The following is a 12,755-nucleotide window of genomic DNA, read 5'->3' on the forward strand; positions in this document are numbered from 1 at the left end:
CAGTGCTGGAGGCACCGATGGATTTCACCTTCCAACCGCCGTTTTTGGCTGGACTGTCAGGATATATCGCGGAAATCGGTGCGGGGCTATGTTGTGCCGACCTTGGTCTCCCCAACGTCCTGCACGACAGCCATGCGAGCTATGTCGGGCATTGGCTCGGCATCCTGCGCGGCGACAAGACCGCCATCATCCACGCCGCTGCCAAGGCCGAGCAGGCCTTTTCCTATCTGAAGAGCTTCGGCGGCAGTGCGGCAGATGCTGCCAGCGAGGCCGCAGCCGTTCCTGCGCCGGTGCTCACGGCCTGACGGGCTGGCCCCGCGACCGCGCGGCCGGCCCCAATCATCAACAATCGAAAGGATCCCGCCATGGGATGGCTCTTCATGCCGTTTACGTCGATGGGCGGCCACCAGACCGCCAAATCCTATCTCGACGCGCAGCTGACCTACGAGAACACGCTTGAGGACGGGACCCGTCGCGGCCTCAGGGTGCTCGCGTCCTCCTGCCCGGGAAATCGGACCTATTATGCGGCGGCGCAGGAACGGGTGGACGGCGTGCCCGGCGATGTCTTTGCGGTCGTGTGTCTGGTCCGCTGGAACCCGCGCTCGCGCGACGGCCACCAATTCGGGTACAAGGATAGTGCGCCGTTGCGGCGCTGAAATGGAGTATCAGTGATGATGAGGTAAGTTGAGAATGCCTCTGCTCGCCGGACTAACCTCGGGCCTCACAAGGTCTGAAATCCCGAAAGGGACGGGGAACAATAGCATGTTCGGAAAAGGCCAGATGCGTCTTAGTCGCAAATGGAGGCGATGACGGTCAGGGCAAGGTGCGTATGGTGAAGGCTACACTGCTTAAATCCCAGTCTGCAGCAATCTATATAGCGATACTGGCGAAAGCGACTGTCACGCCAGGTCCGGATGATGACAGCGGTCTCATGTCTTGGCCGCCTGTTTCTCAGCCCATCCGGTGCGCCTCTCGTCGAGGGGTTTAGTGGACGAACGGGACACCTAACCGCGCCGCATCTCCATTCAGCGTAACTACGGGATGCCCTAAACAGGCGGCTTCTGCCGGCCTGCATGGGTACGGAGCCGCCATATTACTCAAATGCCCGGGGTAATGCCCGGGACATCGACCTCTTCGGAGGCGGCGGTGCAACTGTATAAGGTCTCGAGCGATCGGGCCGAAAGCGGGGAAGACCGGGGGAAGGGCGGCAGCTGTGATTCTTCAACCACCGATCATGGGGTGTGCTGATGCTGCCAGAAACTGTGAAAGGCCGGTTGGAGGCCATTCCGGCGCTCGTTGCGTCGGGCAAAAGGGTGAATGGACTCTATCGTCTGATGGGGTCTCGCCTCCTTTGGGAGGAGGGGCTCCAGAAGATCGGATCCAACAAGGGTGCGATGACGCCGGGTATTGACGGCGAGACCTTCGCGGACTTCGGACCGGAAGACCTCGACCCGATTATCGCCAGCGTGACGGCAGGGACCTATGATCCCAAACCAGTGCGTCGGGTGTTTATCCCGAAAGGCAAGGGCAAACGGCGTCCGCTGGGCATTCCCACGCGCGACGACCGCCTCGTTCAGGAAGTGGCGCGGCAACTGCTCGAACGGATCTATGAACCGGTGTTCTCGAACGCCTCCCATGGATTCCGGCCGGGCCGGTCGTGTCATACGGCGCTTGAACACGTCAAAGCCGTATGGACGGGGGTGAAATGGCTCGTAGATGTGGATGTCGCGGGGTTCTTCGAGAACATCGACCACGACATCCTCCTGCGGCTGTTGCGGAAAAGGATCGATGACGAGAAATTCATCGGCTTGATCGGCAGCATGCTTAAGGCGGGTGTTATGGAAGACCGGGTTCACACCCGGACCTACAGCGGCACTCCGCAGGGCGGTATCGTCTCTCCAATCTTGGCCAACATCTACCTCCATGAACTCGATATGTTCATGGCGGAACGGATCGCGGCTTTCGAGAGGGGGAAGGTCCGTGCCACGAACCCGGAATATGGGCGACTGGCTGGGCGCATCCAGAAACAACGGAAGCGCGTCACCATGCTGCGGGCCAAAGACAATGTCGACGAGGTGAAGGTTGCGGCCTCCTTGGCCAAAATCCAAACCTTACTGCCGCAAAAGCGGTCCATCCCGTCGAGAGACGCGATGGACCCCGGTTATCGCCGACTTCGTTACTGTCGCTACGCGGACGACTTCATGATTGGGGTTATCGGTAGCAAGGAGGATGCACGAAGCGTGTTCGCCGAAGTCAGGGCATTCCTGACCGAGGCGCTGGCGCTCACGGTGTCCGAGGAGAAAAGCGGTATCCGCAAGGCGAGCGATGGAGCCGCCTTCCTTGGATATGAGGTCCGCACATATACGACACGCCAACGGGTTGTCCGGAGCCGACAAGGTTCCGTCAGCTTCCTTCGTAGGCCGCCGTCGGAAGTGATGCAGCTGCATGTCCCTTGGGAGAAGGTCCACGCGTTCGCTTCTGCAAAAGGTTATGGTGATCTGTCGGTGTTGAAGCCGCGTCATCGTAGCCTGCTGCTCAGCTGCAGCGACGTTGAGATCGTCCTAGCTTACAACGCCGAATTGCGGGGTTTTGCGAACTACTATGCTCTCGCCAAGGATGTGAGCTTCAAGCTGAACAGGCTTGAGTTTCTCCAGCGGTGGAGCTTGTTCAAGACCTTGGCCAGCAAGCACAAAACCAATGTGCGAGCGGTCGTGGCCCGCATGAGGACGGGGCAGGAATTCACCATCGGCTACGACGTCGATGGCCAGCCCCGATCGGTCAAAGTCTGGAAACTGGCTCATCTGAAACGTGATCCGGCCACCTCGTCCAGGATTGATATCCAGCCTTGGACGCAGGTGTTCACCCACTCACGTACGGACTGGGTTGATCGTCAGAATGCCAAGCAATGCGAGGCTTGCGGTCGATCCGATGTTCCGTGTCACGTGCACCATATCCGGGGGATGGCCGATGTTTCGCACCGCGGTTTTGTCGTGAGAATGAAGGTGGCACGCGCCCGCAGGACGGTGGTCCTGTGCGAGCAATGCCACTGGGATACTCACAGAGGCCGCCTGCCCGATCTACGGCAAAGTGATGGTTCGTCACAGTGGAGAGCCGCATGCGGTGAAAGCTGCACGTGCGGTTCGGCGGGGGGATCAGGGCTGACTCCATGAGCAGCACCAATCCTACCCGACTGAGCGAAAACATGGGTCCGTGCGAAGATGGTTGCCCGGCTGCGATCCTCGATCTGCTCACGCCCACCGACAACGCATATGCGCGCGACTGGCGGCAGCGTTGCCGCGCGAACCTCGCGCGGCGCGCGCGCAAGCTCTCCGATGGCGACCGCATCCGGCTTCCCGAGCCGGTGACCTTCACGGACGGCAACGTCGCGCAGGAGTTCGTCGTCTGCAAGCGCGGACGCAGCATGGTGCTGCGCGACCCGAACAGCGGCGGCTTCTACCGGATCAGCCGGCTCATGGAGCAGGCCTGGACGGTCGTGCCGGTCACCCGGGTCCACAAGACGGTCTTCGCTTGATCCTCGGCTCAACGCAATCTGCCACGAAAGGGATCCAGCCATGGTGACCTTGATGCCCCTGGAGGGAATTTCCCGAAAACGCCGCATCCTGTGCAGCCGGGAGAATGCGCTGCGTGTCGCGGCCCGCCTGTTCGACATTCATATGCAGCCCGTCAGCATCGTTCGGACCGGCGATCCCTTCCAGCCTTATCGGATCACGACCGCGCCGGTCCGCGGCGATCAGGTCGAACTGGAAATGGTCTCCTGATCGCGCGGGATCATAGCATCCATTCGATCGGCAGGCCCGACAGGATCCGGATGCCGGTCCGCTGGAACCAGTTCGTTCCCGGCTCGTGTGCGTGCCGCTTCTCGCCATCGGGACCGCGTTCGATCCAGTTGAGCGCCCCGTCCCCGGTCAGGATCACTTCATAGGCCGTATTGGGAATGTCCTGCGCAAAGGCGTCGGATATGGCGGCGGCAAGCACCGGGCTTTCGATCACGAAGCCCAGTTCGGTATTGAGATGCAACGAGCGCGGATCGAAGTTGAACGAACCGATGAAGAGCTTCTCGCGGTCGATCGCGAAGGTCTTGGCATGCAGTGTCGCACTGCTCGAGCGCAGCACCGGGCCGTTGCTTCCGGTCCCGCTGCCACTGCCCGATCCGGTGCTGATGAATTTCCGCCGGGCGGCTGGCGCTCCGTCCTGTTCGGCCCGGCGCATTTCAAAGAGCCGGACGCCTGCGCGCAGCAAAGCCTTGCGGCGTTCGGCATAGCCGGCATGAACGATCCAGACGTCGGTCGCCTCGAAGGCATTGGTGAAGATGGCGACATCGCGGCCCTGTTCGCTCAGCGCGGAAAACCGGTCGACGCCGGCCTGGGTGGGAACGAAATAGCCAGAGACCAGGCGCATTTCCTTGTGCGGATGACCGATGATCCTGTCGAGGGCGGGACCGAGGAGCGCATCCTTGCGGGCCTTCCCGACCGCCTTGGCCGGATCGTCGCTGACCATTTCGACATGCGCCCATTCGAGGGGTAGCGAGCCCGACACGACCTGCTCGATGAACGGCAACTCGCGGATGGCGGATACATAGGCCTGCGCGGCAGCATCGCGCTCGGCGATCGACGCCCGTGCCGCAAGCCGGGTCAGTTCCTGCCCTGATACCGGCGGCAGGATCCGGCTGGCGGGATAGGCGGACTGGCTCGACCAATAGCGGTCGAAATCGCTCGATACCGCGTTCACGACCGGACCTATCGCGAGAACGTCGAGATCAGCGAACACGCCCTGCTGCCTTGCATCGAAATATTCGTCGCCGATATTGCGGCCGCCGATGATCGTGACCTGGTCGTCGGCGGTGAAGCTCTTGTTGTGCATCCGCCGGTTCAGCCGCGGGAATTCGGCGAGATAGCCGAGCATCTTCGGTGTTCTGAGCACGAAGGGATTGAACAGCCGGATCTCGATGTTGGGATGCCGGTCGAGAGCTGCGAGAACGGGGTCGAGCCCGGTGATGCCGTTGTCGTCCAGGAGCATGCGCACGCGCACGCCGCGGTCGGCCGCCTGGTGCACGGCCTGCAGCAGCAAAGTCCCGGAAAGATCGCCGTGCCAGATATAATATTGGATATCGAGGCTGCGCCTAGCGGCGCGGGCGAGCAAGATGCGCGCGGCAAAGGCGTCGCGCCCCTGCTCGAGCATGTGGACGCCCGTCAATCCCCCATGGCCTGCCCTCAGCGCCGCGGTCCCCTGTGCGAGCGGCGTATCGCCGGTCTCTGCGAAGTGCCGGGACGCGGGGCGCGGCTCGAGCGGCGGCAGCGGATAGAGCAGCCGGATCGCGAGCCCCGCCGCCAGCAGCGCCAGCAGGACGGCGCCGAGGCATTGGGCGAGCAGCAGCACGAACGTCTTGCGGCGCGGGACGGTCAGTTCAGACTTTCCCGATTCTGCGCAGACCCAATGCGAGGATGATGAGGAAGGTGCCCCGCAGCAACAGGCTCAGCGCCACGATCAGCGCCAGGAAGGCCAGACCGGTGGGAGGTCCGGAGAACAGCACCAGCGCGCCGAGGCCCGCGTCGAGAATGCCCAGCAGAAGACGCCAGATCCGGTCATGCCGCGACCGGAATGCACCGATGATCTCGAACACTCCCATGACCAGCAGCCAAGCGCCGATCAGCAGGGCGAGCGACAGCGCGCTGGCGAAAGGATTGAAGACCGTCAGAATGGCCGCGAGAATGCTGAGGATGCCCAGCAGAATTTCGATCCAGCGCGCGCGCCGGGAGAGCGATGACAGACCCGAGGCTATGGCCGAGATGCCGTAGACGAGAAGCACCGCCCCAAGCAGCAGTCCGGTCGCCATGCCCGTCACGACCGGGTTCATGAGCGCAAGAAAACCGAGCAGGACGACGAGAAGCCCGTAAGCCAGAATCCAGCCCCAACCGGTCCGTGCGCCGTCGCCCGCATCTCCGGCAAATCCACTGCTATAGTTCGATGACGTCATGTCCGCCTCCGTTCCGACACGCCGAGACTTTTCTGCCTTCGTTCTCTTGGCGAAGCAACTTTGTTCGGCCGGAATTTCTTTGTTCATCTGCTCGCGCCGGCGCGCAGATCGCTTCAGCCGATCGGCCGCGAGCCTGGAATATCGATCCGATGCCGATGACTCCGATGACAAGGACCCATCGAATTTGTCATATGAAGCCGATGCGCCGCATAGTCCTTCTCATCCTGCTCCTCGGTGCATGCGATGCCCAGGTCGCCGCGGGCAGCGATGTCCGGTTCAGCGCGACCGGCCGTGCCCTCGACGGCGACACGGTCGCGGCCGATTTTCGCCTCCTGGGCGTTGACGCCTTCGAAAGCCCGCAACTCTGCCAGCGCGCCGGATCCTGCTGGAGCTGCGGCAAGGCCGCCCAGGATCTCGCCGCGCGGGCGCTTCGGGAAGGCCCTGCCGAGATCCGTCTGACGTCCCGATTGAGCTACGGCCGGCCGGTCGCCACGATCACGGTCAATGGCGAGGACCTCGGCGAGCGTCTGGTCCGGGCGGGCCTCGCAATTCCCCGGCCGCAATATCTCAAGTCCGATCCCCTGCGCGCCGACCGCTATGCGAGCGCCTTGGCCGATGCCCGCCGCGCAAAGGCCGGGGCGTTCGGCGGCGTCTGGATCGATCCGGCCGACTGGCGGCAAGGACGGCGGCTCAGCTGCGAGCGCTGATCGCCTGAGGCCGGAAGGCGGAGACGCCGTGGCGGAGGCACGTTGCCCTTGCCGCGCGATTGCCTAAAGTCTCTTGCTTGAGTTCCGCCGCCTCAAAGGAGGATCGATCCTCTTCGGCGCGGACCGGCATTGCCTTGCCCCTGGCTGCCGCCAGGGCGAGGGCGCACACGAAGGAGAAGACATGAAACTGGAGTCCATCGCCCTGCATCATGGTTATGCGGCCGAACCGACAACCCACGCCGCGGCGGTGCCGATCTACCAGACCACCTCCTATACGTTCGACGATACGCAGCACGGCGCGGATCTCTTCGATCTCAAGGTGCCGGGGAATATCTACACCCGTATGATGAATCCCACGACCGCCGTGCTCGAAGCGCGCGTGGCCGAAATGGAAGGCGGTATCGGGGCGCTGGCCCTCGCCTCGGGGATGGCCGCGATCACCTACGCGATCCAGACCATCGCAGCGGCCGGCGACAATATCGTCTCGATCTCGCAGCTCTACGGCGGCACCTACAACCTCTTCGTACACAGCTTCCCCCGGCAGGGCATCGAAACCCGGCTCGTGGGCTTCGACGACTATGCCGCGCTCGAAGCAGCGATCGACGCGAGCACCAAGGCCGTGTTCCTCGAATCCATCGGCAATCCCGCCGGCAACATCGTCGATATCGAACGCATCGCCGAAATCGCCCATCGACACGGTGTCCCGGTGATCGTCGACAACACCGTCGCCACTCCCTTTCTGTGCCGGCCCTTCGACTTCGGCGCCGATATCGTCGTGCATTCGCTCACCAAATATATCGGCGGTCATGGCACGACCATCGGCGGCGCCATCGTCGACAGCGGCCGCTTCGACTGGTCCGCGCACTCTGAGCGCTTCGCCATCCTCAACGAACCCGACCCGTCCTATCACGGTGTCGTCTATACCGAGGCGCTGGGCGCCGCCGCCTATATCGGCCGCGCACGGGTCGCGCCGCTACGCAACACCGGAGCCGCGCTTGCGCCGCACAGCGCGTTCCTCATCCTCCAGGGCCTCGAAACGCTCGGACTGCGCATGGAGCGGCACTGCGAGAATGCGCTCAAGGTCGCCGCCTATCTCGAGCGTCATCCCAAGGTTCGCTGGGTCAGCTATGCGGGCCTGCCCGACAGCAAATTCCACGCGCTCGCCCGCAAGATCACCCGCGGCATGGGCTCGGGCATTCTCAGTTTCGGCATCGAAGGCGGCAAGGAGGCCGGCGGCCGTTTCATCGATGCCCTTCAGATGATCCTGCGGCTCGTCAACATCGGCGATGCGAAGTCTCTCGCCTGCCATCCCGCTACGACCACCCACCGGCAGCTCAGCGCGGAGGAACTCGCGACCGCCGGGGTGTCGGAAGATCTGGTCCGCATTTCGGTCGGCATCGAGCACATCGACGACATCCTGGCGGACATCGAGCAGGCGCTCGCCAAGGCCTGACGATCGCGGCGGCCATCGTCACGAACAGACCGGAACCTCCCGATCGCTTCGGGTTGCGCGGATGACGAAGAGCGGGGCGGGAAGGGCACGATGCTGGCACGAAGAGGCCGCGCTGCGGGATGCCTCGATCAGCGGTCCCCACCGGCGCGCGCGTAATGCCAAGGATCACATCCCGCACCTGACAGCGGCGGGGCAGGGCGCGAGGCGCGCCTTGCCCCGCCCACCGCACAGGCTCAGAATTGCGGTTCGATCCACCAGGAACGGCCCTGGCGAAAATCCGCTGTCGCCGCGACCACGGGGCCATCGGGCTCGTCCGCGACATAGGGCGTGACGAGCGGCCGCGCGCGCAGCTTGCGCCGATGCATGGCCCCGGCAATGCGCCCTCGTGCCTCGAGCAGGTCCTCGAGCCACATCAGATCGTCGAGCATCTCGATGACCCCGCGGCCGGCCAGGCAGAAATAGACGCACCGCTGAAAATCGTCTCCCACGGGATTGCTGAGGATCGACGCCAGCTTGCGCTTGCCGCCCGGTTCGCCCTCATGGATCCAGCTCACCGCCTCGCGCAGCTCCCGGACCGAATAATAGGCATCCTCGACATGCATGCCGATCGAGGCGTTGGCGATCATGCGGCGCGTCGGGCGATTCTGCTCATCGAGCGCGGCGTCGCGCAACGTCACGTCGAGATCGAAATGGTCGAGATAACAGGTGGCGGAATCGGTCATCGCATATCTCCTTGCAAGGAACATACAATGAACAAAAATGCGGTCAAGCCGAAGTCGATCGCGATCATGGTCGGTCTGCCGCACCTTGCGAAAGGCAGGCTGCTCGATCGCGCGCGGCAGCTGCAACAGCCGGTCCTCGTCTCGGCGAACGCGCTGTCGCGCTGGTCGGGCAGGCGCGGCGCGCGCGAGTGGGCGGGCTGGGCGACGGCCCGGCTCGGCAATGCGACGGGGCTGGCGAGCCTCTGTCTCGACAGTGCGGGCTTCAGCGCGATGGTAAGCTATGGCGGTTATCCCTGGACGGTGGATGACTACATTCGGCTCGCCGCCTCCTATCCGTTCCGCTGGTGGGCAAGCCTCGACTATTGTGTCGAGCACGAGGTCGCGGGCGACCGCGAGGAAGTCCTCGACCGAATCTCGCGCACCATAGGCGCCAACATCGAATGTCGACGACGCGCCGAGGACCGGGGCATCGGCGCCAATTTCATGCCGGTCATTCAGGGCCGCCTGCCGGCGGACTATGAGCGCTGTGCCGATGCCTTGTCGGGCATGATCGAACGTGCCGGGTTGGTCGGTGTCGGGAGCATGTGCCGGCGTCCCGTCCACGGGTCCGAAGGGTTGATCGCCGTGGTCGATCATCTCGACCGGATCCTTGCGCCGCGCGTCAGGCTCCATCTGTTCGGCGTCAAGGGAACCGCCATTCCCTACCTGAAGCCCTATGCCCACCGCGTCGCCTCGCTCGACAGCCAGGCCTATGGCGTCCGTGCCCGCAACGCGGCCCGCCGCGAAGGACGCCCCAAGCCGGATGGCTATGTCGCCGACCACATGGAGCAGTGGCTTCGCGCCCAGCATGTACGGCTGCGATCGCCTGTCCGGCGTCTGCCGGTTCAGCCGCCATCCGCCGCTCCGCCCCCGCCAGCCGATCGCTGGAAAGCCGCCATCGCGGCCGCGCGCGCCGAGATCCGCGATCTCATCGAGGCCGGTGACCTCTTAGGTCCGGTCCTCTGATCTGTCTCATTAGGAACGGATGCGGAGAGGGATCAGGCCGACCGCCGCGCTAACCCAAAGAGCTGGCGGTGGTCGGCCTGATCCCTCGCTTGGCGAGGCGCTCGACTTAAGCGATCGACTGCGATGCCAGATCGGGGGCGGCATCCTGCTTTGCCGCCTCCGCCTTCCGCTCCGAATAGCGGTCGACGAGCTGCACGGCGTGCCCACGGGTGAGCACGGTAAAGCGCACCAGCTCCTCCATCACATCGACGATGCGGTCATAGTAACTGGAGGGCTTCATGCGACCGGCTTCGTCGAACTCCTTGTAGGCCATCGCCACGCTTGACTGGTTGGGGATGGTGAACATCCGCATCCAGCGGCCGAGCAGCCGGAGCGTGTTGACCGCGTTGAACGACTGCGATCCGCCCGACACCTGCATCACCGCCAGCGTGCGGCCCTGGGTCGGGCGCATCCCCTTCATCTCCAGCGGCAGATGGTCGATCTGCGCTTTCATGATACCGGTGATCTGGCCGTGACGCTCCGGGCTGCACCACACCATGCCCTCCGACCACATGGCATGGTCGCGCAGTTCATGGACGGCGGGATGATCGTCGCCCTTCACCTGATCGGGCAACGGCAGGTCGGTCGGATCGAAGATGCGCGTCTCCGCCCCGAAGAACTGGAGCAACCGTGCCGCCTCCTCGACTGCGAAACGCGAGAAGGACCGTTCGCGCAATGAACCATAGAGCAGCAGGATACGCGGCGGTGGATCGCCCGCACCAAGCCCGAACGCGGGCCGCTCATGGACATAGCGGAGATCGAGCGCCGGCAGATGATCCGGGTCGGTCAACTCGCTGATACGGGTCAAGCAGCGGCTCCCTTCTCATACCAGCCGCGTGTCCGCTTCACGATCGCCACGACCGACAGCATCACCGGCACCTCGACCAGCACGCCAACCACCGTGGCGAGCGCGGCGCCGGACTTGAGGCCGAACAGGCTTATTGCGGCGGCCACCGCCAGCTCGAAGAAATTGGACGCGCCGATCAGCGCGGCGGGCGCCGCCACGCACCATGCGACGCCAAAACGGCGGCTCAGCCAATAGGCCAGCCCGGCATTGAAATAGACCTGTACCAGAATCGGCACGGCGATGAGCGCGATCACAAAGGGCTGCGCGACGATTGCCTCGCCCTGGAAGCCGAACAGCAACATCAGCGTCGCCAGCAGGGCGGTGAGCGACACCGGCCCGAGCCGGGCCAGCAGCCGGTCAAGCGCGGCCTGTCCGCCTGATGCCAGCACGGCGCGACGGACGAGCTGCGCGACGATCACCGGCACGACAATGTAGAGGCCGACCGAGAGCAACAGCGTATCCCACGGCACCGTCACCGAGGCGACGCCGAGCAGCAGCCCGACCAGCGGTGCGAAGGCGAACACCATGATGAGGTCGTTCAGCGCCACCTGGCTCAACGTGTAATTGGGTTCGCCGTCGCAGAGGTTCGACCACACGAACACCATTGCCGTGCAGGGCGCAGCCGCCAGCAGGATCAGCCCGGCGATATAGGACGGCGCTTCGCCCGCCGGCAGCAACGGCGCGAACATCCAGCCCAGGAACAGCGTGCCGAGCAGCGCCATCGAGAAAGGCTTGACCGCCCAATTGATGAACAGCGTGACACCGACGCCCTTCCAATGCTGGCGCACCGATCCCAGCGCGCCGAAGTCGATCTTGAGCAGCATCGGCACGATCATCAGCCAGATCAGCACCGCGACGACGAGATTGACCCGCGCCACCTCGGCGGAGGCAATCGCGCCGAACAGGCCGGGCAACATATGGCCGAGCGCGATCCCAGCAACGATGCAGAGCGCCACCCACAGGGTCAGATAGCGCTCGAAGAAGGAGATGCCGGGACGAGCCGGCGTGGCGTCGAGAACGGTCGCCATGCCTCAGATCACCCGCGCGCCGGCCGCATCGACGACCTGTTGGCCGTCCTCCTTGGCGAATGCGCCCTGTTGCGGTGCGGGTAGCAGGTCCAGTACCGCCTCCGAAGGGCGACACAGTTTCACGCCGAGCGGCGAGACGACCAGCGGCCGGTTGATGAGGATCGGGTGTGCCATCATTGCGTCGATCAGGGCTTCATCTGACAGCGAGGGATCGCCCAGGCCTAGTTCGGCATAGGGCGTGCCCTTCTCGCGCAGCAGCTCGCGCGGCGTGATCCCGGCGCGCGCGATGAGCTGGACCAGCAATGGCCGCGACGGTGGGGTCTTCAGATATTCGATGACATGCGGCTCGATCCCGGCATTGCGGATCAGGCCCACCACGTTGCGCGACGTGCCGCACTCCGGGTTGTGATAGACGATGATGTCGGTCACGCCGCATCTCCCCGGCGAGTGGTCGACCCTTCGGTATGGCCGATCTCGCGCAGCTTGGCGGTCAGCGCCGTGGCTTCGAGCTTGTCGATCGGCAGCGAGATGAACAGCCGGATACGGTTTTCCAGATAGTTCAGCGCCATCACGAAAGCGCGTTCGCGCTCTATGTCACCGCCCTGGACATGGCTTGGATCTTCGATGCCCCAATGGGCCGTCATTGGATGGCCGGGCCATACCGGGCAGACTTCACCGGCTGCGTCGTCGCAGACGGTGAACACGAAATCCATGACCGGCGCACCGGGCCGGGAAAACTCCTCCCAGCTTTTCGAGCGCAGGCCCTCGGTCGGATAGTCGAGCCGTTCCAGCAGTGCGAGCGCGTCGGGGTTAACCGCGCCCTTGGGATAGCTCCCGGCCGAGAAGGCATGGAAGCGACCTTGGCCGAGCTTGTTCATGGCGCTCTCGGCGAGGATCGAGCGTGCCGAATTGCCGGTGCAGAGGAACAGGACGTTGAACACGCGATCGGTGGACATGGC

13 protein-coding genes and 2 pseudogenes are annotated in these 12,755 nt (G+C 64.1%); 8 read left to right on the forward strand and 7 right to left on the reverse strand.

Annotated elements, in window-relative coordinates:
• The 5 genes and pseudogenes from PYV00_RS02300 to PYV00_RS02320 all read left to right on the forward strand — a co-directional run.
• Positions 1 to 305, forward strand: a 305-nt coding sequence (locus tag PYV00_RS02300; protein WP_275226639.1) for a zincin-like metallopeptidase domain-containing protein, incomplete at its 5' end; no start/stop codon positions are given.
• 60 nt (positions 306 to 365) lie between these two features.
• Positions 366 to 635 (forward strand): annotated as a pseudogene (locus tag PYV00_RS02305) (DUF6927 domain-containing protein); the annotation flags it as partial.
• Between the two features lie 612 nt (positions 636 to 1,247).
• Positions 1,248 to 3,170 carry a reverse transcriptase domain-containing protein gene (locus PYV00_RS02310; protein ID WP_076709853.1) on the forward strand — a complete coding sequence of 641 codons (1,923 nt, stop codon included), beginning with the start codon at positions 1,248 to 1,250 and terminating at the stop codon, positions 3,168 to 3,170.
• A gap of 20 nt (positions 3,171 to 3,190) precedes the next feature.
• Positions 3,191 to 3,532 (forward strand): annotated as a pseudogene (locus PYV00_RS02315) (DUF6927 domain-containing protein); the annotation flags it as partial.
• Positions 3,533 to 3,572: 40 nt separating this feature from the next.
• Entirely contained in the window at positions 3,573 to 3,779 is a 207-nt protein-coding gene (locus PYV00_RS02320) for a hypothetical protein (RefSeq protein WP_275226640.1), read from the forward strand.
• Positions 3,780 to 3,789: 10 nt separating this feature from the next.
• On the opposite strand, the gene PYV00_RS02325 is transcribed toward PYV00_RS02320, so the two are convergent.
• Positions 3,790 to 5,397, reverse strand: a complete 1,608-nt coding sequence (locus tag PYV00_RS02325) for a phospholipase D family protein (RefSeq protein ID WP_275226641.1) — start codon at positions 5,395 to 5,397, stop codon at positions 3,790 to 3,792.
• 28 nt (positions 5,398 to 5,425) lie between these two features.
• Complete coding sequence (locus PYV00_RS02330) at positions 5,426 to 6,082, reverse strand: HdeD family acid-resistance protein (protein ID WP_275226642.1); 657 nt, start codon at positions 6,080 to 6,082, stop codon at positions 5,426 to 5,428.
• Positions 6,083 to 6,195: 113 nt separating this feature from the next.
• Between PYV00_RS02330 and PYV00_RS02335 the strand changes: the two genes are divergently transcribed.
• Both PYV00_RS02335 and PYV00_RS02340 read left to right on the forward strand, forming a co-directional pair.
• Positions 6,196 to 6,702 carry a thermonuclease family protein gene (locus tag PYV00_RS02335; RefSeq protein ID WP_275226680.1) on the forward strand — a complete coding sequence of 169 codons (507 nt, stop codon included), beginning with the start codon at positions 6,196 to 6,198 and terminating at the stop codon, positions 6,700 to 6,702.
• Positions 6,703 to 6,883: 181 nt separating this feature from the next.
• Entirely contained in the window at positions 6,884 to 8,155 is a 1,272-nt protein-coding gene (locus tag PYV00_RS02340; protein WP_275226643.1) for an O-acetylhomoserine aminocarboxypropyltransferase/cysteine synthase family protein, read from the forward strand.
• 233 nt (positions 8,156 to 8,388) lie between these two features.
• Here PYV00_RS02340 and PYV00_RS02345 read toward each other — a convergent pair whose 3' ends face one another.
• Positions 8,389 to 8,877: a hypothetical protein gene (locus tag PYV00_RS02345; RefSeq protein WP_275226644.1), complete on the reverse strand. Its 489-nt coding sequence runs from the start codon at positions 8,875 to 8,877 to the stop codon at positions 8,389 to 8,391.
• Positions 8,878 to 8,904: 27 nt separating this feature from the next.
• Here PYV00_RS02345 and PYV00_RS02350 point away from each other — a divergent pair, with 27 nt between their 5' ends.
• On the forward strand, positions 8,905 to 9,882 hold the full coding sequence (locus PYV00_RS02350) for a DUF7221 family queuine tRNA-ribosyltransferase-like protein (protein WP_275226645.1): 978 nt from the start codon (positions 8,905 to 8,907) through the stop codon (positions 9,880 to 9,882).
• Positions 9,883 to 9,988: 106 nt separating this feature from the next.
• Here the strand turns inward: PYV00_RS02350 and arsH are convergent, their stop codons facing one another.
• The 4 genes from arsH to PYV00_RS02370 are packed head-to-tail and all read right to left on the reverse strand — an operon-like array spanning position 9,989 to position 12,752.
• Positions 9,989 to 10,729, reverse strand: a complete 741-nt coding sequence (gene arsH, locus PYV00_RS02355) for an arsenical resistance protein ArsH (RefSeq protein ID WP_047100423.1) — start codon at positions 10,727 to 10,729, stop codon at positions 9,989 to 9,991.
• Positions 10,726 to 11,796, reverse strand: a complete 1,071-nt coding sequence (gene arsB / locus PYV00_RS02360) for an ACR3 family arsenite efflux transporter (protein WP_047100424.1) — start codon at positions 11,794 to 11,796, stop codon at positions 10,726 to 10,728. Before arsB ends, arsH begins: the two co-directional genes overlap by 4 nt.
• Before the next feature lie 3 nt (positions 11,797 to 11,799).
• Entirely contained in the window at positions 11,800 to 12,225 is a 426-nt protein-coding gene (arsC, locus tag PYV00_RS02365; protein ID WP_047100425.1) for an arsenate reductase (glutaredoxin), read from the reverse strand.
• Positions 12,222 to 12,752, reverse strand: a complete 531-nt coding sequence (locus PYV00_RS02370; protein WP_107394420.1) for an arsenate reductase ArsC — start codon at positions 12,750 to 12,752, stop codon at positions 12,222 to 12,224. The genes arsC and PYV00_RS02370 overlap by 4 nt, the downstream gene beginning before the upstream one ends.
• Positions 12,753 to 12,755 lie beyond the last annotated feature (3 nt).

This window comes from Novosphingobium album (ex Liu et al. 2023) (assembly GCF_029076845.1).
In the GTDB taxonomy this organism is placed as follows: domain Bacteria; phylum Pseudomonadota; class Alphaproteobacteria; order Sphingomonadales; family Sphingomonadaceae; genus Novosphingobium.